Annotated in this window: 21 protein-coding genes and 2 tRNA genes; 15 read left to right on the top strand and 8 right to left on the bottom strand. The window is 41.8% G+C overall.

Annotation, left to right across the window (positions count from 1 at the left end; all coding sequences use genetic code 11):
* Positions 1-4 precede the first annotated feature (4 nt).
* From HRI96_RS06930 to HRI96_RS06900, 7 genes are all read left to right on the top strand, one after another.
* Positions 5-1621 carry an ATP-grasp domain-containing protein gene (locus HRI96_RS06930; RefSeq protein WP_210116667.1) on the top strand — a complete coding sequence of 539 codons (1617 nt, stop codon included), beginning with the start codon at positions 5-7 and terminating at the stop codon, positions 1619-1621.
* The gene (locus tag HRI96_RS06925) at positions 1602-2660 is read left to right on the top strand and encodes an N-acetylmuramoyl-L-alanine amidase (protein WP_256729176.1); all 1059 of its coding nucleotides are present in this window, start codon (positions 1602-1604) and stop codon (positions 2658-2660) included. The genes HRI96_RS06930 and HRI96_RS06925 overlap by 20 nt, the downstream gene beginning before the upstream one ends.
* Positions 2653-3093, top strand: coding sequence for a GerMN domain-containing protein (locus HRI96_RS06920; RefSeq protein ID WP_210116666.1), 441 nt, complete (start codon positions 2653-2655; stop codon positions 3091-3093). The genes HRI96_RS06925 and HRI96_RS06920 overlap by 8 nt, the downstream gene beginning before the upstream one ends.
* 111 nt (positions 3094-3204) lie before the next feature.
* Positions 3205-4329 (top strand): flagellar filament outer layer protein FlaA, encoded by a 1125-nt coding sequence (locus HRI96_RS06915; RefSeq protein ID WP_210116665.1) that lies wholly within the window; start codon positions 3205-3207, stop codon positions 4327-4329.
* Between the two features lie 376 nt (positions 4330-4705).
* Positions 4706-6079 (top strand): tetratricopeptide repeat protein, encoded by a 1374-nt coding sequence (locus tag HRI96_RS06910; RefSeq protein WP_256729175.1) that lies wholly within the window; start codon positions 4706-4708, stop codon positions 6077-6079.
* Between the two features lie 184 nt (positions 6080-6263).
* Positions 6264-6336, top strand: a tRNA-Lys gene (locus HRI96_RS06905).
* Positions 6337-6374: 38 nt separating this feature from the next.
* Positions 6375-6446 (top strand) — tRNA-Glu (locus HRI96_RS06900).
* A gap of 145 nt (positions 6447-6591) precedes the next feature.
* Here HRI96_RS06900 and uxaC read toward each other — a convergent pair.
* The 7 genes from uxaC to HRI96_RS06865 all read right to left on the bottom strand — a co-directional run bounded on the left by uxaC (position 6592) and on the right by HRI96_RS06865 (position 13684).
* Complete coding sequence (uxaC, locus tag HRI96_RS06895; RefSeq protein ID WP_210116664.1) at positions 6592-7983, bottom strand: glucuronate isomerase; 1392 nt, start codon at positions 7981-7983, stop codon at positions 6592-6594.
* 145 nt (positions 7984-8128) lie between these two features.
* Entirely contained in the window at positions 8129-9415 is a 1287-nt protein-coding gene (locus HRI96_RS06890; protein WP_210116663.1) for a TRAP transporter large permease, read from the bottom strand.
* Positions 9400-9918 carry a TRAP transporter small permease gene (locus HRI96_RS06885; protein WP_210116662.1) on the bottom strand — a complete coding sequence of 173 codons (519 nt, stop codon included), beginning with the start codon at positions 9916-9918 and terminating at the stop codon, positions 9400-9402. Before HRI96_RS06885 ends, HRI96_RS06890 begins: the two co-directional genes overlap by 16 nt.
* A 226-nt stretch (positions 9919-10144) precedes the next feature.
* Complete coding sequence (locus HRI96_RS06880; RefSeq protein WP_210116661.1) at positions 10145-11131, bottom strand: C4-dicarboxylate TRAP transporter substrate-binding protein; 987 nt, start codon at positions 11129-11131, stop codon at positions 10145-10147.
* Positions 11132-11153: 22 nt separating this feature from the next.
* Positions 11154-11927 carry an SDR family NAD(P)-dependent oxidoreductase gene (locus HRI96_RS06875; protein ID WP_210116660.1) on the bottom strand — a complete coding sequence of 258 codons (774 nt, stop codon included), beginning with the start codon at positions 11925-11927 and terminating at the stop codon, positions 11154-11156.
* An 11-nt stretch (positions 11928-11938) separates the two neighbouring features.
* Positions 11939-12601: an RraA family protein gene (locus tag HRI96_RS06870; RefSeq protein ID WP_210116659.1), complete on the bottom strand. Its 663-nt coding sequence runs from the start codon at positions 12599-12601 to the stop codon at positions 11939-11941.
* Between the two features lie 12 nt (positions 12602-12613).
* Complete coding sequence (locus HRI96_RS06865; protein WP_210116658.1) at positions 12614-13684, bottom strand: mannonate dehydratase; 1071 nt, start codon at positions 13682-13684, stop codon at positions 12614-12616.
* Positions 13685-13769: 85 nt separating this feature from the next.
* On the opposite strand from HRI96_RS06865, the gene HRI96_RS06860 reads away from it, so the two are divergent.
* Positions 13770-14621: a helix-turn-helix domain-containing protein gene (locus HRI96_RS06860; RefSeq protein ID WP_210116657.1), complete on the top strand. Its 852-nt coding sequence runs from the start codon at positions 13770-13772 to the stop codon at positions 14619-14621.
* Between the two features lie 99 nt (positions 14622-14720).
* Here the strand turns inward: HRI96_RS06860 and HRI96_RS06855 are convergent, their stop codons facing one another.
* Positions 14721-15953, bottom strand: a complete 1233-nt coding sequence (locus HRI96_RS06855) for an ROK family protein (protein WP_210116656.1) — start codon at positions 15951-15953, stop codon at positions 14721-14723.
* A gap of 201 nt (positions 15954-16154) precedes the next feature.
* Here HRI96_RS06855 and HRI96_RS06850 point away from each other — a divergent pair, with 201 nt between their 5' ends.
* The 7 genes from HRI96_RS06850 to HRI96_RS06820 all read left to right on the top strand — a co-directional run bounded on the left by HRI96_RS06850 (position 16155) and on the right by HRI96_RS06820 (position 25407).
* Positions 16155-17543: an aminopeptidase P family N-terminal domain-containing protein gene (locus HRI96_RS06850; protein ID WP_210116655.1), complete on the top strand. Its 1389-nt coding sequence runs from the start codon at positions 16155-16157 to the stop codon at positions 17541-17543.
* 29 nt (positions 17544-17572) lie between these two features.
* Positions 17573-18592: a sugar ABC transporter substrate-binding protein gene (locus tag HRI96_RS06845; protein ID WP_210116654.1), complete on the top strand. Its 1020-nt coding sequence runs from the start codon at positions 17573-17575 to the stop codon at positions 18590-18592.
* A gap of 225 nt (positions 18593-18817) precedes the next feature.
* Complete coding sequence (locus HRI96_RS06840; protein WP_210116653.1) at positions 18818-20290, top strand: sugar ABC transporter ATP-binding protein; 1473 nt, start codon at positions 18818-18820, stop codon at positions 20288-20290.
* A gap of 1 nt (position 20291) precedes the next feature.
* Positions 20292-21440 carry a sugar ABC transporter permease gene (locus HRI96_RS06835; protein ID WP_210116652.1) on the top strand — a complete coding sequence of 383 codons (1149 nt, stop codon included), beginning with the start codon at positions 20292-20294 and terminating at the stop codon, positions 21438-21440.
* 21 nt (positions 21441-21461) lie between these two features.
* On the top strand, positions 21462-22922 hold the full coding sequence (locus HRI96_RS06830) for a M81 family metallopeptidase (protein WP_210116651.1): 1461 nt from the start codon (positions 21462-21464) through the stop codon (positions 22920-22922).
* A gap of 163 nt (positions 22923-23085) precedes the next feature.
* Positions 23086-23784, top strand: a complete 699-nt coding sequence (locus HRI96_RS06825; protein ID WP_210116650.1) for a DUF4912 domain-containing protein — start codon at positions 23086-23088, stop codon at positions 23782-23784.
* Between the two features lie 15 nt (positions 23785-23799).
* On the top strand, positions 23800-25407 hold the full coding sequence (locus tag HRI96_RS06820; protein WP_210116649.1) for a 1,4-alpha-glucan branching protein domain-containing protein: 1608 nt from the start codon (positions 23800-23802) through the stop codon (positions 25405-25407).
* The last annotated feature ends 51 nt before the right edge of the window (positions 25408-25458 follow it).

The raw sequence follows: 25458 nt of genomic DNA, 5'->3' as shown, positions 1-25458 counted from the left end.
TTTTATGGAAAATATATTGATTTTAGGCGCAGGCCTTATGCAAAGACCTGCAATTCTTGCGGCAAAAAAACTCGGCTTCCGCGTTGCGCTTGCAGACGGAAATCCTGAAGCCGTCTGTGTGCCTCTTGCGGACGAATTCAGGCCGATCGATCTGAAAGATTCCGAAGGTCTTATAAAATTCGCTTTGGAACTGCAAAAAAAAGGAGGCCTGAAGGCTGTCTTTACAGCCGGAACGGATTTTTCAGCTTCGGTCGCCGCCGTAGCGGAAAAGTGTTCGCTTTACGGACATTCTTTAAAATCCGCCGTGAATGCCAGCGATAAAACTATCATGCGCGCCTGTTTTGAAAAAGCGGGAGTTCCTTCGCCTAAATTTAGAAAACTCACGGCAAAAGATTTAGACGCGACCGTTTTGGAAAACGACCTTCCGCTGGTAGTAAAACCGGTGGATAATATGGGCGGGCGGGGCTGCCGCATGGTTAGAAACTTAAAAGAATTTTCCCCTGCGATCAAAAACGCCGTACAAAATTCAAGAACCTCCAGCGCCATTATCGAAACTTATATGGAAGGCCCTGAATTTTCAATCGATTCTTTGGTCTATGACGGAAAGCTTGTGATAACAGGTTTTGCCGATCGGCACATAAAATATCCTCCGTATTTTATAGAAGTAGGGCACACTATGCCTACCGATTGCTCCTACGAGCAGTATTGCGCTCTTGTGTCCGCTTTTGCGCTCGGCATCCGCTCTTTAGGGCTTACGCACGGGGCCGCAAAAGCGGACATAAAGTACACAAAAGACGGACCCATGATCGGAGAAATAGCCGCTAGGCTTTCAGGCGGTTATATGTCGGGATGGACATATCCTTATGCGTCCGATTGCGATCTTACGAAAGAAGCTCTGATCCTTTCCTGCGGGCTTACTCCCGAATATCTTGAGTCTCACAAAAGGCCGTTGGACTATATTCCGCTTGAATCGCAAAAAAATGCGCCTAAACCTTTTGAGCTTTTTGATGTTCCCTGCGTGTACACTTCGGCCGAACGCGCATGGATTTCCATTCCGGGTACCGTAAGCGATGTTATCGGGCTTGATAATGCTTCGAAAGTTCCGTTCATTAAAGATGTGCTGCCCCGCGTAAAGGCTGGAAGCGTTGTGTCCTTTCCCCGCAATAACGTTGAAAAATGTGGAAACATAATAAGCGCCGCTCTTGCAAGGGAAGACTCCGTAGCCGCTGCGGAGATTGCCGTTAGTTTTATCACTGTGCGTCTAATGCCTAACAACCCTGTTACCGACTCTTTTCTTTCTGGAATTTCGGAAATTTCTGAAGAAGGATTTCCGCCTTCGGCCTATGAACTTGACGAAAAAACTTCGGCCGAACTGAAAAAGCATAAGGACCGCTTGGGATCGATTCCCGCCGGCATGCCGCTTAAATCCGCTCTTCCGGATTTTCTTAAGGAATTTGCGAAAAAAGGCGTTAAGGATTGGAACTATCTCACTATCGAACAGACTTTGGAAAGGTTCGATCTTTTATGTCCCGGGCACAGAAAATTCGATGCGTTTAGATTTTGGACGGCGCTCCTTCGCGGCGGAATACAGGGAGTTTTATATGAAGCGGACAGCAAGTGATTTTATGTTAAAATTTATCTTTAGACCGTTTTGCTTTGCCGCCTTGTTTGCGTTTTGCATTTTTCCCGCATTTTCAGCGGATCTTTTGTCGGAAGCCGCAAGTAAGGGAATCACCGTGTATTGGGATCCTCTTTCTCAGTCGGGCATACTTGAAAAAAACGGGCATCAGATCTCTTTCCGTGCGGGAGACAACCTTGTGTTGCTTGACAACCGCAAACTTTCAATGATAGAACCCCTTGTTTTTTCCGGCGGAGCTCTGACGGCCGGTAAAGATTTTCTCGATCAAAGCGAGCAATTTTTCCGCTCCGAAACGGACGGAAATTCCTTCCGCATAGGAGCCGTAATAGTAGATCCCGGGCACGGCGGAAAAGATCCAGGCGCAATGGCTGTGCACACGATCAACGGAAAAAAGGTAACGCTTAAAGAAAAAGATCTCACGCTTGCCGTAGGCAAGATCCTTTACGCGCATCTTAAAAGCGGTTATCCGGATAAAAATATCCTTCTCACCCGAGATTCCGACAAATTCCTTTCTTTAAGCGAACGAACCGAAATAGCAAATTCGGTAAAATTAAAGGACAACGAAGCGGTGATCTATATATCGATACACGCGAACGCTTCTTTGGACAAAAAAGCTTCAGGCTATGAAGTTTGGTATCTTACGCCCGATTATAGAAGGACCGTTATCTCTCAAAACAGCGGACACGATGATTCCCTTTTTCCTATCCTTAATTCGATGATGGAAGAGGAATACACTACTGAAAGCATCCTTATAGCAAAATTTATCATGGACGGTCTTCAGGCGCAGATCGGAAATCGGACGGTCGCGCGGGGAATAAAGGCGGAAGAATGGTTTGTCGTGCGCAACGCAAAAATGCCCAGCGTTTTGGTTGAAATGGGATTCGTAACAAATGAAAATGAAGCCAAGCTTTTGAACGACGGTTCATACTTGAAAAAGACTGCAAACGGAATATATAATGGGCTTAGCGCTTTTATGACGCATTTCGAACGTTCCAGAGGTTTTACGAAAATAAATGACTGAAAAACAACGTAAAATACTTATAATATTTCCTTCTGCGGTTTTCGTAATATCTCTTTGCTTTTGGATCTTAAACAAGCCTAAAACAAGATATGTATTGTTTTTCGAGTCCTTCGATAAAGGAAGGCAATGCCTTGAAGAACGTTATTTACCGCACATTGAAAAAGAAAGGCGGCTTCAGGTTTTTGTAAACGAGCTTTTGCTCGGGCCGCAAAATCCTCGCTGCAAACTGCTTTTTCCCAAAGGGACGCGCTCCCTTTTTTGTTTTTTTGACGGCGGAACTCTGTTTATTAATCTTTCAGGCGACATAGTAAAAAGTGACGACGCCGCGTCGGAAATAAATGCGGGATTCGATCTTTTAAGGAAAAATATTTTACATAATTTTAAATATGTAAAGAAAATCGAGATATTTGCCGATAATAAAGAGATTTTTTGAAAACGTTTAAAATGCGGATGACTTTTGTAAGCAAACCGTTGACAAAATCATTGCATTAATGGATACTTATAGAACAAGGCTACATCACTTAGGTTTAAAAGGAGCTTCAGAATGAAGAGAAAGTCTTATTTTTTAACAGTTACGCTGTTATTGGCGGGAGCTTTTGTTTTTGCTGAAAAAGCAATGCTCATTGATTTTTCATTGCTCAATGCTGATATCATTCAAAAACTTGATCTGCAGGGTCAGCCTGTAAGCGATAAAGATGGTAATCCTGTCTACACACAAAATAAACGGACGACAATGGATTATTCGGTCGCTGCCGGCGCTACGTTTACCGACGATCAGAAAGCGCTTATGAAAACGTCTCTTGCTATGCCGGAATGGGAAGTTGTTTTAAACTCTTCGGCAAAAAACGTTTCCAGCATGAATCTTTCGAGGGTCGTTGAAGTAAAAGTTCAGAACCCGCAAAAAGAAGAAGGCGTTACGGCTGCTTTAGCGGATAAGGCTGTAATGGGCGTTCGCGTAGTTTTTCCCGTAACTGCAAATAATGCAAATGCGAAGATAGTGCCTCCGTTTGAGATTCCGGCTTACGAACCGTACAGAGAAGCCGGCGATGACGGCGTACGTACCGGAGATCCCGTTGCCGCTCCCGATTCCGAAAACAGACTTTATAGAAACGATAACAACACTCTTTTTGAAGGCGGATACGGCCTTGTAAAAAATGTCGGAGCTATTAAATCGATTTCAGTAACTACTATGGGTATGAATTTTCCGCATGGTCTGTATGTAATGCTCAAAGATACGGATGACGTTGAACGCCGCTATTTTATGGGATATTTGGGCTTCGACGGCTGGAGAACTCTTCAGTGGAACAATCCCAGCTATATCACTGAAATTCGTAACCGTGAAATCCGCGTAGTTCCCATTTATCCGCGCGGACTTCCCTTTGTGAAATTCACAGGTTTCCAGGTTACACGCGATGCAGCTCATGTGGGCGGCGATTTTATCGGATATTTCAAAGACGTTCAGCTTATCTATGACCGTGCTCTTCTTTCTTCGGAACGCGATATCCGCGACGAAGATGTTTGGGGAATCATCGGCTATAAAGAAACTTTAAAGCAGCAGGCTGAAATGCTTCGCTTCGGCGACAAACAAGTTGACCGCTACCTTGAAAAGGTCAATATGGCCACTGATGAAGCCTTCACAAGTGACGAATACGCAAAAACACAGCAGTAAGCTGAATTAAATGTTCCTTTAAATTCAACAGTCGAACAAAATATCAATTTTGGAGACTGTTGAATTGGTGCGCATATTGTGCACATATGATAAGCGGCGTTTGCACAGCAAACTCGCCGTTTAATGAGACCGCGATATTTTTAGCGGTTGAAATTAAATGTCCGTTAAAAAGCGGTATGCGCGGAAATTTCAATTTCCGATAATGCGTTTTGTGCTCTTTGCGTTATAAAAGTCGGTTTAAAAGCGGAAAACTTTTGAACCGGCTTTTTTTTATTCGTTTAACGGATCAATACTCCTGCGCCGCTGCCTAAAGCTTTTCCGAGAACCTGCGGCGAGGTTGTTGATTGTCCGTATCGGTTTGTAAAGTGGGTTGACTATGAATATGCAAAATGCTGACGGCGGCGATTACGTATTGCCTGAAAAAAATACTATAAAAAATGTTTATGAAAAATATACGCCCCTGCTTTCCGCCATTGTAAAAAATATAGAACAAAGTTTAAAAGACACGCTTTCCTTGCGCTCAAACCCTACGTATAAATCGCGCATAAAGACTTTTGCAAGCTATTATCGTAAAATTCTCCGCGTAAAAAAACGACAGGAATTCGCAAACGACGATGTCTTGATCTGCGTGAGCGATATTATGGGAATAAGGGTTATATGCGCTTTTTTGGAAGACCTTTCCGTAGTTGAACGGCAGATAAAAGAAAATTATGTCGTAAAAGAAGTGGAGCACAAGGGAAATCCGAATAATTTTAAAGAATTCGGATATGAATCCGTGCACATTTTGATCGAAATTCCGCCTTCGTGCGTGCCTGTCATGTTGCCCGGCTGCGCCTATCTTTCCGAGCCGGATAGGCTTATCGTTTCGGACAAGGCGGCCGCGTCAGATCAACCGTCAGGTAAACCGTCCGATGATGTTAAAGAAGTTGCGCCGTTGAAAATTCCCAAGGATCTTGTATGTGAAATTCAAGTAAGAACCATCCTTCAGGATGCATGGGCCGAGGTCGAACATGAACTTATATATAAAAGCGAATTTTCTCCTACCGATATTCCCCTGCGCAGAAAACTTGCGTCCATGAATGCGTCCTTAAGCCTGGCCGACATAATTTTTCAGGAAATACGCGACTATCAAAACAAGCTGCAAAGAGAAATGGATCAGAGGCGGCAAACTTTTTATTTTAAAGCCGATAAGCTCACTCACGAAGAGGGAGATAAGGAAACTTATCTTAATAAGAATATTGAACGGATTTCCCCGTTTGTGCGGGGAACGATAGACGATCTGATACTCGAAGCGCTGCATGCGCACAATACGGGCGATCTTGACAGAGCTGTGGAGATATATACGGCGATCCTTACCTCCGATCCCAAGCCTCCGCCTGCCGTACTTACCGTCATATACAAGCACCGCGGCATGGCGTATTTTTCAAAGAACGACTTTGAAAAAGCCTTAAGTGATTTTAAAAGCAGTTTTGATCATGACAGTAAAAATTACAGAGCCTTGTACTACCAGGGAATCGTTCATATGATAAAGGACGATTATAAGGAGTCGGCGGAATGTTTTTCCGCTTCGCTTGCGATTAACGAATATCAGTCTCACGCTTTTTATAGAAGGGCTTGGGCTTATTATAAGATGAACGAGTACGGAAAATCCTTGCTCGATCTTACAAATGCCGAAAGGCTAGGGCTTGATAACGGCGATTGTAAAACCTTGCATAAAAAGCTCATGGATAAATTGGATATGGGAATGTGACGGTAGTTTGCCGCCGGCGTTGAAATGCTCTGCGGTATCTGCTGCACGGTTTAAATGGCGGCCAATTTATGTTACGGCCAAGTTAGAGGATAAGCCTGCTTTAGATTTTAGAAACGGTACTTGACACTTTTTCATAAAAAATATATATTTACTAAATATCACGGCAAATTGCTTTGTGACGCGCGGGCTACTAGCTCAGTAGGTAGAGCAACGCCCTTTTAAGGCGTGGGTCTCGTGTTCGAATCACGAGTAGCTCATAAAAGCAGAAGTTTTTAACCTCTGCTTTTTTTTACCGGTCTCCTTCGTCTAGTGGTTAGGACATCGGGTTTTCATCCCGACAACAGCAGTTCAATTCTGCTAGGAGATGCTAAAAGGCTTGAATTATTAAATTCAAGCCTTTTTTTGTCAAATTATACGGATCCTTGCAGAGGGCTTTTAACGGCCGCTAAAAGCTCGTAACAAGCGCTTTTTACGCGGTTTGTGTCACCGGCGCAACCGGTTGCGCCTTAAAATTACCCGAACAAATACTTTATGACGTTGTTGTAACAGATATCTTCCGTAAGTTTTTTTATATTCCCGGCGTAAGGATATTCTCCTTTTTCGACATAAGAAGCCAGATACGTGCATAATATCCTTCTGAAGTAATCATGCCTTGAATACGACAGGAATGATCTGGAGTCGGTAAGCATCCCGATAAAGGTGCCCAGAAGACCCGTGTTTGCAAGGGCGTCCATGTGGTCGATCATGCCTTTTTTATGGTCCTGCATCCACCATGCGGCTCCGAGCTGCATTTTTCCTCTTATTCCTTCTTCATGAAACGTGTAACAAAGAGACGCCAGCGTCCAAAGATCTTTCGGATTTAAAGAAAATAGAATAGACTTTGACAGGATGCCGTTTTCTTCCAGATGGTTAAAGAGCTGCCCCAGAGGGAGCGCCATTTCATTATCTCCTGGGCTGTCATATCCGCAGGCTTCTCCTACCGCTTTTACCATTTTCATATTTTGGTCTCTGTTGCACCCCGCGTGCAATTCTACCGCCCAATTCCTTTTATGATATTCGGAATATAAAAATACTAGCAAAGTGCATTTCCATGAAGCCGCTTCTTCTTCGGTTACAGCCTTCAGCGAAACGGCCTTTTTAAATATTTCATCCATTTCTTTGTCGTTTACGAGGGAAAATTTAAAAGCGTTAAGATCGTGATCGCTTGCGACGCAGCCGTGTTCCAAAAAATCGTTCATCCTCTTCACTAAGGATTTTTTTAAGTCTTCATAGGAATTTATCGGTCCGCAAATTAAGGACAGAGCTTTAAGTTCGGGAATAAACTTGTAGCTGTTCACGCCGAGAATTTTATCCGGCCGCCAAGCGGGAATAACCTTACATTCAGGCCATTCGTCCTTGAGCTTTTTATGGTAAGACAGATCGGCCGACGCATCTTCTGTTGTGCACAATCCTTTTACGTTATAGAAGGCAAGCATCTTTCTCGGAGACAGGCGCTTTTGGGAAATATCGGCGTTCGCTTTGTCCCATATACGTTTTGCGCTTTCGCGCGTTAGAGGCTCCGTTATGCCGAATACGTCTTTAAGCTCGCAGTATGTCCAATGAAGCACGGGATTTCCGACGGCGTAGGGCAGCGTATCAACAAAGGCAAGATATTTGTCGTAGATGTCGCCGTTTCCTGTGACATTTTTTTCATCCGTGCCGAAGGCTCTTATGAGTCTCCATTTATAATGGTCGTGATCGAACCATAATCCGCCTAGTGAGGAAAAAACTTTGTCTTCGTATATTTCTTTTGCGGAAAGATGACAGTGATAATCGAATATAGGCATGCTTTTTGCATGCTTTTCATATAATTCTACGGCTAAGGGACTTTCGAGCATAAAAGTCTCTGAAAAAAAGTCTTTCATCTTATGTTTCCTTATATTTCTTTAAAACCGGATATGAACCGCCTTATGCATTGCGCCGCGGTTATCTTTAACTTGTGCTAAAGTCTTAAACTACGCCCGAACTGCAGATGCAGTCGGGCGTAAACGGTTACAGATGTTTTTTGCGTTACCGATACAAGAGGTTCGGTATGAACATTGTAATCTGCGGAATAAATACCAGAATAATCACTTCGAGCAGAACGGCCCCGAAGAACGGTAACGAGTACTTTATATAATCTTGGATCGAAGTTTTATGGATGCCGCATACGATGTATATTGCCGTTCCTACCGGCGGCGTCATACAGCCCATCGTAACGATGGTCATCATACAAACTCCGAAGTGTACGGGATTTATTCCCAGTTCAGTTACTACCGGAAGGAAAATCGGCGTAAGCAGAAGAATGTTCACATTGGAATCTACCAGCATTCCTGTGATAAACAGAAAGCCCAGCATTATTAAGACCATTATCTGCGGATTGTCCGTAATTCCTATAAGGAAGGAAGACATAATCTTGGGAACGTTTCCGTAAGTAAGAGCGTAACTGAATATACCCGATAGAGCGATGATGAATATTATAGCGCCGGTGTCTACGACGGCGTTTTTTAAACTCTGAATAAAACTCTTAAGAGTGAGCTCCTTGTATACGAAAACGCCGACCGCTATTGAATAGACGACGGCAAAAGCTCCGGCTTCGCTCGGTGTAAAAACTCCGAACCTTATACCTACGATGAGGATTATGGGGAACATCAGCGCCCATATGGAAGATTTAAGATTTTCTCCCAATTCTTTTAGTGTAAACCATTTTACGTCGCTTTTGGGTACATCGTAGCCGTTTTTCCTGCACGTCAGCGTGACCGTTCCCATGAGCGCGAAGCACATGAGCATACCGGGTAAAAGACCGGCTGCAAACAGCTGTCCTATGGAAACTTCTCCGACAAAACCGTATAGGATGAGGCCTAGGCTTGGCGGAATTGTGGCCGTGATCAGACTCGTAAGACAAGTAAGGGAGCAGGTGTATCCTTTGGGATATCCTAGCCTGTCCATGTCCGGCCCGAGAATTCTGATTTCCATGCCTGCGTCGGCGCACGCCGAACCTGAAACTCCGCCCATGAGAGTCGAAAGGACTACGTTTACTTGTGCAGTTCCTCCGTACATCTTTCTTGTGAGAAGGCGGGCTAGGGATAACAGCTGCTTTGTGATGCCGGTTTCGTTCATTAAATTTCCTGCGAAAAGAAAAAAAGGAACGGCTAAAAATGCAAAAGACTGGGTTTGCGCAACGACGCGCTGAACAAGAACAGTCCACGGAATTTCATCGTTGATCAGAAAATATCCGCCGCCTGAAATGCCTATCACAAAGGCGATAGGCATGCCGATAACGAGAAGCAATACGAATAGAATCAGTAACAGCCACATTTTTCTTCCTCCTTAGCCTCTTCCGACGAGTGTATAACCGCTAAAAGATTGTGTATTATGCTCATGATCATAAAGACCGAGGCGCACGGAAGGCTTAGCGTTACAAAGCTGTAGCTGACCGAAAGTGTCTGAAAGCTTCTGTTCCAGTTTTTTATAGCCAGCGGAAAACCGTATCTAAGTAGAATGATTACAAAGAAAAACATGAAAATATAAGTTAAGATTTTACAAATCTTTTTAATTTTAGGCGTCATACGCATGGTGACGATGTCCACGCCTACCAAAGATCCCTTTCTAAGAGCTATGTCGGCACCGAAAAAAGCTGTCCATGCAAAACACAGTTGAGATATGTCAACTGTCCAAGAGACCGGAGTATTGAATTTTCTCAGGATGGCGGATACGAAAACAAGTGAGACGATGGTAAAAAATAAGATACAGCAAAATACCATCTCCGCCTTGCAAAGCTTGTCGTAAGCTTTTGATAATCTAGTTATGAACCTTTCCATTAGGGAATCTCCAAATTATTTTAGGATCATCACTGCCGTAATTTTAAAACAGGCGCGATGATAAAACAACTTATGGGAACGGGGCTGTCTCAAAAGACGGTTGCTTTTTCGACAGTCTGTTCCCTATATCATAAGTTGCGGCGTTTTTAGATTATCGCGCTAGGAGCTTAACCTAAAACACGTAGAACACTTTTAAAAATTTATCAGAGTTTTTCAGAAAGTGTCTTTATTTTTTTCCAAGCTGTTTAAAGAGCTCGTCGCGCAGTTTTGTATAACCGAGCGTCGCATAAACGGGCTGGACCGCTTCAATAAACGGAGTCTTGTCGAGATCGCGAATGATCATGCCCTTGGCTGCCATTTCTTTTTCATATTCGACGGTAAGTTTTTTTACGAGGGCTTGGTTTTCCGTTCCTACTTCTCTGAATGTTTTTACAAAGAGATCCTGAGCTTCTTTACTCCATGAATTGAACACGTCCGCACCCATAACCACGCATCCGATAAGCTGGAAATGTCCCGTCTTGTTTGTAACTTTCGATATTTCATAAAGCCTTGTCGCATAGGACGAAGGTGTCTGAACTTCCGCGCCGTCGATAGCTTTCTGCTGAATGGCCGAATATACTTCGGACCAAGCCATCGGAGTGGGGACGGCTCCCATAGCTTTGATGCTTTCGGTATAAAGCGGCGAACCGATCGTTCTGATTTTTAAGCCCTTCAGATCCGAAGGCTTGTTGATTTCTTTGTCACAGACAAAATTCCTGGCTCCGGAGTACCAGTTGGAAGTAATCAGTTTAAGACCGAACTTCTTTTCAAATTGCTTTTCCCATTCTTTATAGAGAGGCGTTTGGATGAGGTCGTTAAGACCTGAAGCGTCTTCGAACATGTATGGCATCTGGATGACGCCGAAGTCATTGATATAGCTCATGATACGGCCGGGGTCGGTAACCGTAAGAACGGGCGCACCCTGAAGTCCCTGTTCCACTATGTCGTCAGTGTCGCCGAGTGCGGAAGAAGGAAATACTTCAACTGCGAACAGTCCCGACGCATTGAGACGTTTTGCAACTTCGTAAAGTCCCATGGTTTGGGTATCTTTTTCTCCGGCCGTGTTGCCGAATTTCATCTTGTACGGTCCCTTGGAAGAACTTTCCTTTGAACCGTTTGCGAACATCATTCCTGCCATAAACAGAATGGTCAGAAGACCTATAATTTTTTTCATTTTACTATCTCCCTTTTCTAAATTAAAAACCTATGGAACATCCCCCGTCTACAGGGATGGATACGCCTGTTACAAAACCGGAAGCGTCGGAAGCAAGATACAATCCCGCCCATGCTACGTCTTCAGGTTTGCCGTAAATTCCCATCGGAGTATGTCCTAGAATTTTTTTCTGGCGGGGCAAATCATCGTCAACCGCTTTATGAAACATCGGAGTGTCGATAAAGCCGGGCGCGATGGCGTTTACTCTTATACCGAAAGGCGCAAGATCTCCGGAAAGACATTTTACCATTCCGAGTACCGCTCCTTTTGCAGATCCGTATGCGGCTACTTTTGTAAGCGCAAGATAGGCAGACATGGAAGATATCATGATAATACTTCCGCTGCGCTGTTTTTTCATATACGGAACCGCAGCTCTGATAAGTCCGAATGCCCCGACAACATGTACGCCAAGGACTCTCTCAAAATCCGCTTTTGTTATGTCCTCAACCTCCTTTTTGCAATGCACACCCGCATTACAAACAACAATATCAATTCTCCCGCCTTTGCCGGTAATTTTTTTTACCATCTCGGAATGAAGAGATTCGTCCGTAATATCGTATAAAAGGCCTTCGCATCCGTGTCCGATCTCCTCTGCAGCCTTTTGGACTCTTGTAAGATCGCTTACGCCGGTAATAAAAACCTTCGCACCTGCTTCGGCAAAGCATTTTGCCATTGCATACCCAAGGCCGGTAACGGCGCCCGTAACTACAGCGACTTTCCCCGAGAGGGAAAATTTTTTCTTATAATCGAATTCCACCTCCTTTCTCCTTATAAAATTCCGAATTTTGCGAATGCGGCGGTAGCCGTCATTCCCCCTTCGATAGCTTTGCGAACGATCTTCTCTCCGCGGGCTTTTTCCAAGGCTTTTTCTATAACTTCTTCCGCAACTTTTTGCGGGATAATTAAAACTCCGTCGATGTCGCCGAACACCAAGTCGCCCGGATCTACGGAAACCTGTCCGCATTCGATATGGCATCTGTAATCCGCCACTTGGGTTCTTACGGAAGAGTCCTGAGCATATCTGCCTCTGGAAAATACGGGCCAGTTTTGAGCTAACATCTGCGGCGTATCACGGTGAAACCCGTTTATGACGGCTCCTGCGGCTTTTCGTGTGCGGGCTGTCGCAGTAAGAAGTTCTCCCCAATAGGCGCATCTCATAGCTCCGCCTGAAGCTATATATACATCGTCGTTTTCCAGTTGGTCAAGAGCTTCAGTGAGATACCCGAACGGCTTTTTTTGTTTGCCGTATACGTCGATCATCAGCACGGGCATAGCAAAGCCCACGATCTTAAAATCATCTCTTGCAGGTCCTATGCTCTGCGGAAGAAATTGATGCTCGTATCCCACCTGATCCAGAATGTCGCCCACTACGGGAGTATAGAGTTCACTCTTAATAGTGTCGAATAAAGATGTAAGATGTTTTTTGTCCATAATAACCTTCCGTCAAAATTCATTTACAGCTTTTAGAGCTGCTCTCATATAGCCTATGGCATACGCCATACCCGCATACCAAGCTCCCGGACAAGACATTTCCGGCGTGTGGTCGGGAATGAGAAGTCCTTCAAATCCGTTTTTCTTTAGAATTTTAAGAATTCTAAACATATCTATGTCGCCTTCGTCAAGGAAAACTTCGTCGTAATCGGGAACATGCCCTTTTACGTTTCTGAAATGAATATAGCTTATCCTGTTTTCCGCTGAAAATTTGTCCGTACAGTCGTAGACGTTGCCTTCGCTCATTTCTTGAATGGACCCCAGACAAAATTCCAGCTGATTCATGGGGCTTTTATTCAAGCCTATGAGTTTTTCATAATACTTGGGTTGAAATACCAAACGAGCGGTTTGTCTTAATTCCGGCATCGGCGGATCGTCGGGATGAAGCGCAAGCGCAACCTTCGCTTCTTCGGCTACGGGCAGAAGTTCATCGATGAATCTTTTAACCCTGTCCCACAGCATATCGTGAGTGATGGGAGCGACAAACTTTCCTTTTTCTCCTTGCTTGTACGTCATGTTCCAGATTTCGCCGTCGGGAATCGGAGAGTCTATATCCAAATCGGACGCGTGAAAACATGCGCTTACGGCGCCTCCCCTGGCTACAGGCAGCCTCTGATGTCCCCATACGCCGGCAAAACTAAAATTATATCCGAAGTTATGAATGCCGGCTTTCCCCGCGCTGCGGATGATGGTTTTTAGCTTTTCCATCTGCGTTTCTCTTTCAGGACCGTCAAGAAGTACGTCGTACCAATCCGAAGGATTAAAATTTTCTATGCCGTAGATATTGATTCCTTCTTTTTCCGCTGCGGCTTTAAGATTTTGCATGCCGTCGAGCGTCCATACGGGGTCGTTTGTATCGCAATTTCCATAGTTGCTTTTTTCATCAGTCGCAGTTACAACGCCTTTTTCTTTAGAATAATAGGAGGCAAGATGAACTATTACGTCCGTGCAGCCCAATTGCCGCGCAAATCGGAAATGTTCGCTGTCCAACATGTGTCGATATAAACCTATTCCTAATTTCATTTATTAACCTCTTGTTTATATAATATTGTAGTTTTATGCATAAAAAAGGATTTACAATGAGAATTTATTACTCTATATTGATATAATGATCCGAGAGATAGACGATGAAAAAGTAATTGATTTAAAAAGAGAAGCCAACTATTCGCTGAGATTTGCAATCAACAGTAAAGAATATCCTCAAGTACACAATTTTTATGAATTTTCACTGCTCATTAGAGGCTCGTTTATAATGACCCATGAAGGGAAGCGGTATAAGCTAAATGCCGGAGATCTTATCCTTACGCGTCCCGGAACCATACACAGCAAGATTGCGATCGTCGACGTAGAGTCCGAACATATAAACCTTGCCTTTTTAAAATCCACCATGAACGAAGTTTCAAAATATCTTTATTCCATGAGCGATGAAGAATTTTTTAAGGACAAAGACAGCGTTTATCACCTGTCGCCCAATTATTTGGAATTTATAAATAATGAAATGTCCAAACTTTCTCCTGTCATATCCGACGATCCTAATTTTGAAAAAAGCCATCTGAGATGGCTGTTGGTGGAACTTTTGCACAATGTAATAAATTTAAAAAACAATTCTGCTCCGAGCTATACCAACCTGCCTGTTTGGCTTTCAAAACTGATCGTTGAATTTGACGATCCGAATAGGATAGGGAAGGGGTTTTGTAATATAGTTGCCAAAGTAGGTTTGAGCAGCGAACATATAATTAGGACTTTTAAAAAATACTTAAATTATACTCCGCTGCAGTACTATAATATGAAGCGTTTGCGGATTGCAGCGCATATGCTGTCGCATACCGATGTTCCGATCGCTGTAATAAGCGAAAATCTGGGATTTTGTTCCGCCGCATATTTCTATAAGAAATTCAAAGAAGCGTACGGCACAACTCCCAGATCATATCGTTTAAACTGCGGAATGATTGAAATATGAATGGGAACCTCTAAAAACTGCAGTTTTTAGAGGTTCCTGCGGCTCATGAGCCGCAGTTTGCATGTGATTTAGGGCAACTGATAAGACGATAGCCGAATTTTACATATCAGCGATTATTTTTATCTCTCTATTTGTGTGCTCTTTTAGTGCATTTATCGCAGCGCCGACACATACGGCGTTTTGTTTTAATTTATCTGGAAGAAAATTTGCAGTATCACGGAGCGGTGGAAATTGTTGTTTTGCACATTTATCCAATGCAATAGTTCTCAGTGACGGTATTTTTTCCAGCAGCATTCCTCTTAAAATTATATTTTCTGGGTTTTGATAGCAGATAAGGTTACAAATTAGGATCGACATATATGTGCTGATCTTATCGATCAGTTCATGTGCCCAAGATTTGTCCGCTAGTACTGCAGTCTGTATGTCGTCTAGGGAAGAAATTGAAGGATCAAATTTTTTTGCAAAATTGATTGTTGCTTCTTCCGTAAGATAAGCGGATGCGCACCCTTTTCTTCCGCAATGACAAATCTGTGTGTTTGAATAGTCGACTATAGTATGGCCGATTTCTCCGGCCCCATTTGTATTGCCTCTTAAGAGCTTTCCGTTGTGTATGGTTGCGGCAGCAACACCGCGCCCAAAGCTTATTAAAGAAACATTTTGAAGTTTTAAAGACGAATATTCAAAAACTTCCCCGTTTATGGCGCACTTTATATCATTGTCGACAACTACGGGGCGATGAAATGCGTCTTCAACGATTCTTCGTATCGGTACATTATTCCAATTGAGCAGATCGCTGTATATGCTGTCGCCTGTAATCGGATTGACCACACCTACTATACCGATACCTATCCCTTTGATCTTTGATTTTCTAATTTTGCCGGTTTTTAATAATTTATGGTAAGTTTTTTTTAAGGCATTGAGCAGAATATCTATGTTATTTTTTTCTTTGGCATAATAATTTTCAGATTTTGAGATTATTTTTCCTGAAAAGTCTATAATACACGCATTTATTATTTTATCGGTTATTTCAAAACCGACATAATTTGCAAATGCTTTATTTATGGTTAGTTGCGTTGCCCTTCTTCCTAATCCGTTTGATATGCTAAGATCTGTTTCTATGATCATATTATTACTAATCAAGTCTCCGACGATCCTTGTTGCGCTTGAAGGACTAATATTAAAAAATCGAGCAATTTCACTTCTGGATAAGTTTAAAGGGGATCTTAGCGCTTCCATGACAATAGCGATATTATTATATTTTATATTTGATTGATCTTGTGCCTTTAATAAAGTTTTCAATTGAATTTCCTTTTTTGTTGCAACGTTATGCAATATAAATAGTATATATAAAAATAATAAAAATTTCTAATCAAAAGTTGCGGGGCAAAAAGTAATTTATTTTCCAGTTGTATTACTGTGGTTATGTTTTTTTAGTTGACAGATCAAATTTTTCATTTTAATATACTTACATAAAGTTTTATGATGATTAATTTCATCATGGAAGAAAATAATTGATGAGCGGAGAGGGCTTTTATGTCTTGTGTTAAGATTGTCAACACCGACCAATTCTTTTTTGAAGAACAGAATGTGCCTCGGCCCATTTTTGAAGAAAAAGATTATCAAGTAAGAATCGATCGTCTATTAAAAGAAATTAAATCTGATGGGCTTGATTTTGTCGTTATTTATGGAGATAGAGAACATTTTGCAAATATTGAATATTTTTCGAGTTACGATTGCAGATTTGAAGAAGGCTTACTGATTATTTCTCGAGAGGGTGAAAAAAGTATTGTTACGGGTAATGAGGGATATGCCTATAGCTTTCAAATTCCATATGAGATTAAAAGATATCTATATCAGAATTTCAGTCTGCAAGGACAACCTAGGAATAAGAGCAATGACTTGGATTCTGTATTGAGATCGGTTGGGTTAAATAAGAAGTCTAAAATAGGAGTTGTCGGTTATAAGTACTTTTATGAAGACGAAAAGCATATTTTTGATCTTCCTCAGTATATTATGGAGACCCTGTATGATGTCGGCGATAAAGACAATATCATAAACTATACCAATGTTTTAACGGGACTTGATAGAGGTATAAGACTTAAAATTACAACTGCAAAAGAAGTTGCATGGGCTGAATATCAAGCAATAAAATGCTGCGGAGTTGTAAAAAGAATTATATGTAACCTTAGAGAAGGAATTACCGAATCCGAGGCTGCGCAATGCGGTAGGGCTGATTTTTCTCCGATATCAATGTTTGGTTTGGTGAATTTCGGTCCTAAAAATGTTTCTATCGGCCTTAGAAGCGGTGATGATACAAGACTGCATGTAGGAGAAGTATGCGGTATATGCTATGCGATACGAGGCAGTTTGTGCTCAAGGAATGCGATTGCCGCTTATGACTTCGATTCTTGCAATTCCAAATTAAAAGAACGGATAGAAGATTTCTACATGGAATATTGGAAAGCTGTGGCGACTTGGCTTGAAAGCGTAAAAGTTAATGAGTCTGCCGGAATTGTTTATGATAAAGTGATGAGTATCATAGGGGATGCAAGGTTTAATGTTGCATTGAACCCCGGCCATAATACTGCTACGGATGAGTGGGTTAATTCCCCGTTTTATAAAAATTCAAAATATAAAATATGTTCGGGATCGTATTTCCAAAGCGACATGATTGCAAGCAGTAACGATCCTGTAATGAGCGCTATATGTGAAGATACCGTAATCGTTGCGGATGAAAATTTGAGAAGTGAAATTAATAAAGAATATCCTGAATTGTATGCGAGAATCTTACGTCGGCAAACGAAAATGAGGAATCTGCTCGGAATAAATGTAGATGACAGTTTACTGCCTATGTGTAATTTTACAGGCGCTTACTTTCCATTTGTTTTAAATCCCAAAGTAATGTTCAAAAAAAATAATTAGTTATTCATAATAAAAGGAGGATTTTTTTTATGAAGAAATTTTTGACATGCGTTCTTACAATTGCACTTGTCGGAGGTTGTGTTTTTGCCGGCGGCGGTAAAGAATCCGGTTCAAAACGAATTAAAATCGGTGTGGCTCTGGCGTCACAGGCGCAGTATCGCTTTAAATTCGATCAGAAAATAATGGAAAATAAAGCGGCTGAGTTGGGTGCAGACATTATTTTTCAGTATGCAAACTATGACGCAACAAAGCAAGCAAATCAGGTAGAGAATCTGATTTCACAGGGAATAGACGTTCTTATTCTTAATGTTGTAAGCGGAAACATGGTTAATCTTGTTGAAAAAGTACGAAAAGAAGGTATACCGGTTATAACATTTGACAATACCGTGGAAGGCGCTCAGGTAGAACTTAATGTCGATCGGGATAATGTAAAAGTCGGTCAGCTGCAATTACAATCTGCGATAGATTTTATCGGCCCGAAAGGCGGAAATGTGGTTCTTGTCAAAGGCGATCCGGGCAGTGCCGTAGCACAGCGAATCAGCAAGGGATACGATATGGTAGCGGCGAAAAACGCTAATATTAAAATCGTAGCAAATCAGTTTCATGAAGCGTGGTCGCCTGAAAAGGCTTTGAAAACGGTTGAAAATGCTTTGAGTGCCAATCATGATAATATTCAGGCCTTTGTCTGTTCTGCAGATAGTGTTGCTATGGGAATCGTGCCTGCAATTAAAGCCGCAAAACTTGACGGGAAAACCTTCCTATGCGGTATGGACGTTGAAGTATCTGCAGCAAAGCTGATCAATCAGGGCGTTATGACAATGAGCATCTGGACTGATATCATTTCCGGCGACCAGAGAACGGTCGAAGCTGCCGTAAAACTTGCAAAAGGTGAAAAACTTGTTCCGGACGAGATACAGAAAATAGGCGGTTTTGATATCCCTGTATTGCTTGTCGATGTCGTTCCGATTACTAAGGACAATCTGCGCAAGTGGCTCAAAGAGATTGCCCCTGAAGGATGGGCTACCGAAGCTGAAATTTTTGGAAATTAACTAGTGTGCTATGGATGTGGCTGTCCGAAATTTTGGTTTTGGGCAGCTTCCTTGATTTAATGCGCGACGTTTGAAATTAAAGCAATACAAAGACTTAATTTTAAACTCGGCAGGCTGTCAAAAAAGTAACCGTCTTTTGAGACAGTTCCATCCGCTTTGCGGGGGTTTGAATTGTGTTCCAAAATAATTTCGCTTAAAGAACTGTCAAAACAATTTCCCGGTGTTTTGGCTGTAGATAAGGCCGATCTTGATATTGAAGACGGAAAAATCCATGCAATTGTCGGCGGAAACGGAGCCGGGAAGTCGACTCTTATAAAAATGATTTCAGGCGTATATCCTTACGGTACTTATGAAGGTGATTTTTATTTAAATGGTGAGATTTGTCAGTTTAAATCACTTTTGGATGCGGAAGCAAAAGGCATTGCCTTGGTTCCCCAGGATCTTAATATGGTTAATGAAATGACCGTTGCGGATAATTTGTTTATTTCAAATCAACCCACCAAATTTGCTTTGATCGACCAATATAAGATGATGAGCGATGCTCAAAAAGTATTGGATGATTTTGAACTTAAGTTGAGTCCTGCAACGCTTGTCAAAGAGATTGGAATTGCTCAAAAACAGTTGATCGTAATTGCAAGAGCAATGTTTAATAAAGTAAAAGTTTTGATCCTTGATGAGCCTACGGCAACCTTATCTAACGATGAAAGTGAACTTCTTTTTAGGAAGGTTCGAGAGTTAAGGGAGCGAGGGGTTGCTTGTATTTATATTTCACATAGATTGGAAGAGGTCGCTTCTATTTCAGATATGATAACAGTGATGCGTGATGGGCGGATTATTGAAACCAGACCTACAAAAGAAATAACTGAAAAAGAAATAGTTTCATTGATGGTTGGGCGCGATGTAAAAGATTATTATCCTGAAAAAACGCATACTCCGGGTGATATATTATTTGAAGCACATAATCTAAACGTATACAGCAAAAAAATACCGGGATTAAAAATAGTAGACAATGTTTCTTTTGACATAAAAAAAAGTGAAATACTTGCGGTTTACGGGCTTGTAGGATCAGGACGCACCGAAATGGCACAAGGGATTATTGGTTCTTGGAAAGGTAATGTTGAATATGAATTAAGAATGAATGGCAAAGTTATTGAAAATCACAGTCCTGCGGCTGCATTAAAAAATGGTTTAAGTCTTTTGCCTGAAGACAGAAAGAGAGAAGGGATCATCGGATGTCAATCGGTTGCTCATAATATATCCGCATCTTCTTTAGACCGTTTTTCTTTATACGGAGTTATTGATTCACAAAAAGAAATTAAAAATTCTATAGATAAAATCAATGCCATTTCAATTAAAACAAATTCCATGCGTGCGCTGGTCAATACGTTAAGCGGAGGTAATCAACAGAAGGTTGTTTTGTCGCGACTGATATCTGCCGAAACTCCTTTGCTTATTCTTGACGAGGCTACTCAAGGGATTGATGTAGAAGCTAAAAGTCAGATCTATTCAATATTGGATAAGCTTGCAAGCGAGGGTAAATCCATTTTGTTTATTTCTTCCGACATAGCGGAGGTCATGGGGATCGCCGACAGGATCATGATCGTCAGGCAGGGGAAGATCGTAAAAATTTTGGAAAATAAAAATTTGGATAAAGAAAAGGTATTGTGGTACGCAACAGTGGGCTTAAACGAGGTGTAGTATGAGCAAAGTCTTAGAATATCGAAAATTAATTAAACCTGTCGGGATGTTTATTGGAATTATTGCGATGTTGTTATTGTTTAACAGCTGGACAAATAATGTATTTTCATCTGTTCGAAATTTAACATTGTTAATGAAGCAGGGATCTGTGTTAATGATAGTTGCTTGCGGATTGATGATTTTGCTCATTGAAAGGAATTTTGATCTGAGCGGTGGGGCTGCTGTATACTTTGTGAGTGTTTGCGTATCAATGTTCGTTGTGAATTTTAAATGGAACCTATATTTATCCATATTTTTAGCGATGTTGATCGGCTTATTGATGGGGGCGTTTAACGGTATATTTGTAGGGTTGATCGGAGTTCCTGCATTTATCGGAACGCTTGCTTCTCAATTGATGTTCAAAGGTATCGGTTATACATGGACAGACGCTGCGACAATAGGGCCCATCCCTGAAAATTTTGCTTGGCTAAGCGAAGGATATATTCCTCCTGTAATAAGCGCTTTGATTATCAGTGCCGTTATGCTTATCAGCATCCTTTATACTTTATATTCATATAATAAGATGAAATTATGGTACGGCGGTGTTAGAAAGCTTGTGGCAAACTTGGTAGCCATTATTGCTTTGGGCGGTGTGATGCTGTGGGTTTTCTTGGGATATTACGGCATACCGATGTGTGTGTTTTTTGCAATGCTAATGGTTGGTATTACGGCTTTTATCAGTAATAAAACTGTTTTTGGAAGACATATTTATATTATCGGTGGAAATCCTGAAGCCGCTGCCGTTTCGGGAATAAAATTAAAAGAACGGGTTTTCCAATCATATCTATATATGGGATGTATATATGGTGTAGCCGGAGTAATTATTTCAGCCCGGCTTGGAGGCTCTACTGCAACAAGCGGAAACTTGATTGAACTTGATGCTGTAGCAGCGGCGTGTATTGGTGGTACCAGCATGTCTGGCGGGGTAGGGCGTATTTCCGGTGTCGTGATGGGAGTATTCATTTTAGCATGTATAGATAATGTGATGAGCCTTATGAACGTATCTTCATATTTGCAAATGTTTGTAAAAGGTTTCATCCTATTGCTTGCCGTGTGTATGGATGTTTATGCGAACCAATCGCGGTTTAAATTGAAAAAGAAAAAATCATAAAATTATGGGAGATTTATTAATATGAAAATAGCCGTTGGATTATTTTATTTGGAATGCAACACTTTTAATCGCGACCTAGTGACGAAAGATCAATTTACCTTTGCAGAAGGTGCTGAAGTTCATAGATATATGCATGTTAAAGATTATTTTGACAGCATAGGTGTTGAGACATGGCCTACTATTATGGCTTCTACAATTCCTAATGGCGTTTTGAAAGAGGAAAGCTATTGGTACTATGCCAATAAATTGCTGGCCTCATTAGAAACTGCCGATCATCTTGACGGAATTTTGTTACATTTGCACGGTTCTATGGAAGTCGAAAACATCGGATCCGGCGAATTGGTGCTTTTAAAAAAAATAAGGGATTTTTTAGGTAAAGAAATACCTATCGGTCTTGTTTTGGATGCACATGCAAATAATTATGCAGAAATATGTGATTACGTTAATATTATTCGTGGATATCATACTATCCCTCACCACGATCAGCCGGAATCGGAACAGGAGGTCGCCTGTCAGCTTATAGAATTAATTAAAAGCAAGGAAAAAGTAATACCCCAGATAAGTTTAATTCCCGCCGTCATATCGGGAGAAAAAGGTCTTACGGAGAAGTACCCTTTAAATTTGATTATGGAACGTGTAAATGAGATAAGTCGTAAAGACGGTATTTTTTCTGCAAGCGTCTTTATGGGAGAGCCATGGTGCGATGTTCCGAATAGTAGAATGTCCGTCATCGTCAATCCCAAAACGGCAGCCGATACGCAAAAAGCGCGAGACTATTGTGATGATCTTGCCGATCTTGTATTTTCCTATGTTCCCGAATTTAATTTTGAAGTACCGGCCTTAAAGCCCGAAAAAGCTTTAAAGCTTGCATTGGATCAAAAAGAATTTCCCGTTTTCTTAGCTGATTCAGGGGATAACACTACAGGCGGAGCAATTGGTGAAGGAACGGAAATTCTTAGGCTGGTGCTGTCGTCTAAAGAACGTCACTCTAAACGGATATTGATAACGCCGATTTATGATTTAAAAGCTTTTGAATATTGTAAAAGCCAAAAAATTGGGACTACCGTTTCTCTTACGGTAGGAACCGGTCGCGATGTTACATCAAATCCTGTGGCAATTAAAGGTATATTGAAAAGCAAAGGAGATCTGTTAGGATATTTAAACTGTTTTGATGATGTGTGCGGTAAGTGCTTTACAATACAAATAGATGATAAATTGGACGTTCAAATTTCAAATACAGCAACTTCTTTTATTACTGCTAAACATTTTGATTATGCAAAGACTCCGTTGTGCAATTACGACATTATTGTTTTAAAGCAAGGTTATCTGTTTTCTCAGTTACGACCGTATTCAAAATTTGCTCTAATGGCGGTATCGCAGGGGGCAACATATCAATATCTGGAGGAACTTGATTATAAAAATCTCATACATCCTATTTTCCCGTTTGATAAGGTTGGAGCGGATCTTATCGTAAAAAATTAAATTGAAAGTATAAAAAATCACAAAAAAGGTAAAGGCTGTTTCCATAGCAAGAGCTTTCGGGCTCTATCCGTACCGTGCCTCCGCGTGTTATCATATTCCGTTGCTTTCATATTACGCTTGGCACATATCCGGACAGCACATATCCGGATGCTTGACTAAATTTATGTTTTTATGGATTAATAGCATAAATATGGAAACGCCCTTTTTGACAAGACACTATCTTGAAACTTTATCTTCATCCGATCTTGTTGCATTGGCCTACGATTATGATATTGATATTCCCGAAGGATTGAACAGGCGTTTTATTATAGGCGAACTTCTTGAAGTTGCCGAAGAGATAAACAAAAAAGAAAAGAATGAAATGATAATTTCATTGGATATATTATCCGGTGAAGAATCTTATACTTTGCCTGACGGCTATAATGAAACCGTTTTGACCGTCATACTTAGAAATCCCGTATGGGCGTTCGTTTATTGGGATATAAGCGACGAAGATCTTGCCATGCTTCGCCAATCAAAGATAGGCCCCTGTCATCTTCATGTTTCTTTTTATGAAAATTTTAACGATAAAAAATCTTCCGATTCTTTTGACATACAAATTTCACTTTCCGATCGGGAACAGTATATTTTGATTCCCCCGGAAAAAAATGTAATGCGCGTCGATTTTATTTATTTATCCGACGGGCACAATATGAATATCCTTGCGTCTTCTAAAAAAATAGAGCTTGTTCACGGCTGTAAGGCTCTTTCCGAATCCAGACCCGGAAGGATTATTAAGTTTTCACCGGTTATGGAACTTTCGGGCGTCAATGATTTGCTTCGCGTTCACTATGCAAAGCACAGACAGTCGTTTATGAAATAAAAGCGGGAGAAATTGATGGCACAAAAGAATCTCTCTATAATCCTTAATGCGCAGCATATCTATATCCCGTTGGATCATAAAAACAACGAATCGCATTTCGTAGGTCTTTTTCAATCGATATCGGGCACATATATTCCTCTTTTAAATATGTTCGAATCTCTGGAACGGGATTGCGTAAAGTTTAAGATTTCTATGGTCTTTTCGCCTTCGCTGTGCACGATGTTGTGCGACCCTGTAATACAGGAAAAATACATCGAATGGTTGGATCGGCGCATCGCGTTCGGTACGCAGGAGATGAAACGCTGCGAATACAGCGAACCTCTCCTTGCGGCCGCAAAGTTCTTTCTTGCGAAAGCGAAGCAGGATAGATTTGATTTTACCGAAAAATATGAGCAAAATTTAATCAAACATTTTTCCTTATATGCCGCAAAGGGTTTTTTGGAAATCCTTGCTACTGCGGCCACCCCGATTTTTTTACCGTATTATGCCGACCTTCCCGAAGCGGTAAACGCGCAGATAGAGACCGGCCTTTACGCTCAAAAATATTTTTTCGGCCAATCCGCGCAGGGATTCTGGCTGCCGTATTTGGGTTATACAAAGGGGCTTGAAAACAGTCTTCGTGCGTACGGTTTTCAATATACGGTGTTGGATTCTCAAGGGCTGTTGTTTTCCGAGACGGAACCTGTAAACGGTTTGTTTACTCCTGTTCGTTGTAATAATTCTTTGTCGGTTTTCGGCCGAGACACCGAAAATCATATTACTACAGGCGAAGGCTCGTTTAGAAGTGCGGGAGTTTACTGCAATACTCAAAAAGACGCCGGTTTTGAGCTTTCGATAGAGGATCTTAAAGCGTTCGGGCTGTCGGCGACGGCGCGTCAGGCCACGGGATTTTGCTATTGGAATAACACTGCGGAATCCGCTCTTAAATCAAAAGAAAGCGGCGGTAATGGCCGCGGTATATATGATCCTCAAGCGGCTTACAGCCGTGCGGAAGCCGACGCTCTGCAATTTTTACAAAAAAAGAAAAGCCGTATGGAAGCGGCGGAAAAGGAAATTTCCGTTCCACAACTGTCCCTTGTCTGTGCATATAAAGCGGACGACATAGGCACGAATTGGCTTGAAGGCGCATATTGGCTTGAAACGATAATACGTTCGGCTGCCGATATGGGGTTGGTGATTTCAAATTTATCGGATCTTTTACCGTCGGATTTAAAGCTCCAAAAGATTGTCCCGTATCCCAGCGCGGCTTACGGATACGGGTACGGAGAAAACCTTTTGGACAGCTCGAACAGCTGGATGATGCGCTACGTACGAAAGGCAACCGAACGCATGATAGATCTTGCCGGAAGGTTTCCCAGCGATACGGGACTAAAAGCGCGGCTTCTCAATTTAGGCGCCCGCGAAGTGCTTTTGGCACAGTCGAGCGAATGGGCAAATATGATTCAGGAAGAAAACGAGCCTGATTATGCCGAAGAGTTTTTTAAAAAATGCATCGCCTCTTTTACTACCGTATTCGATTCGTTGGGTTCGAATACAGTGAGCACCGAATGGTTGACAAACCTTGAAAGAAAACATTCTATTTTTCCATGGATGAATTACCGTATATTCAGCAGAAAAAAATAACGGTACGGACGGACGAATCGGCCGGAGCGATCGATCGGATCAGTCGAGCGG

Source organism: Treponema parvum (assembly GCF_017893945.1).
Taxonomy (GTDB): Bacteria; Spirochaetota; Spirochaetia; order Treponematales; family Treponemataceae; genus Treponema_D; species Treponema_D parvum_A.
Note: the sequence above shows the minus strand (reverse complement) of the source record. Positions and strands in the feature narration are given on the sequence as shown.

Coding starts and splice junctions, on each gene's coding strand:
- HRI96_RS06930 (WP_210116667.1), top strand. CDS start 5: ATGGAAAATATATTGATTTTAGGCGCAGGCCTTATGCAAAGACCTGCA.
- HRI96_RS06925 (WP_256729176.1), top strand. CDS start 1,602: ATGAAGCGGACAGCAAGTGATTTTATGTTAAAATTTATCTTTAGACCG.
- HRI96_RS06920 (WP_210116666.1), top strand. CDS start 2,653: ATGACTGAAAAACAACGTAAAATACTTATAATATTTCCTTCTGCGGTT.
- HRI96_RS06915 (WP_210116665.1), top strand. CDS start 3,205: ATGAAGAGAAAGTCTTATTTTTTAACAGTTACGCTGTTATTGGCGGGA.
- HRI96_RS06910 (WP_256729175.1), top strand. CDS start 4,706: ATGAATATGCAAAATGCTGACGGCGGCGATTACGTATTGCCTGAAAAA.
- uxaC (WP_210116664.1), bottom strand. CDS start 7,983: ATGAAAGACTTTTTTTCAGAGACTTTTATGCTCGAAAGTCCCTTAGCC.
- HRI96_RS06890 (WP_210116663.1), bottom strand. CDS start 9,415: ATGTGGCTGTTACTGATTCTATTCGTATTGCTTCTCGTTATCGGCATG.
- HRI96_RS06885 (WP_210116662.1), bottom strand. CDS start 9,918: ATGGAAAGGTTCATAACTAGATTATCAAAAGCTTACGACAAGCTTTGC.
- HRI96_RS06880 (WP_210116661.1), bottom strand. CDS start 11,131: ATGAAAAAAATTATAGGTCTTCTGACCATTCTGTTTATGGCAGGAATG.
- HRI96_RS06870 (WP_210116659.1), bottom strand. CDS start 12,601: ATGGACAAAAAACATCTTACATCTTTATTCGACACTATTAAGAGTGAA.
- HRI96_RS06865 (WP_210116658.1), bottom strand. CDS start 13,684: ATGAAATTAGGAATAGGTTTATATCGACACATGTTGGACAGCGAACAT.
- HRI96_RS06860 (WP_210116657.1), top strand. CDS start 13,770: ATGATCCGAGAGATAGACGATGAAAAAGTAATTGATTTAAAAAGAGAA.
- HRI96_RS06850 (WP_210116655.1), top strand. CDS start 16,155: ATGTCTTGTGTTAAGATTGTCAACACCGACCAATTCTTTTTTGAAGAA.
- HRI96_RS06845 (WP_210116654.1), top strand. CDS start 17,573: ATGAAGAAATTTTTGACATGCGTTCTTACAATTGCACTTGTCGGAGGT.
- HRI96_RS06835 (WP_210116652.1), top strand. CDS start 20,292: ATGAGCAAAGTCTTAGAATATCGAAAATTAATTAAACCTGTCGGGATG.
- HRI96_RS06830 (WP_210116651.1), top strand. CDS start 21,462: ATGAAAATAGCCGTTGGATTATTTTATTTGGAATGCAACACTTTTAAT.
- HRI96_RS06825 (WP_210116650.1), top strand. CDS start 23,086: ATGTTTTTATGGATTAATAGCATAAATATGGAAACGCCCTTTTTGACA.
- HRI96_RS06820 (WP_210116649.1), top strand. CDS start 23,800: ATGGCACAAAAGAATCTCTCTATAATCCTTAATGCGCAGCATATCTAT.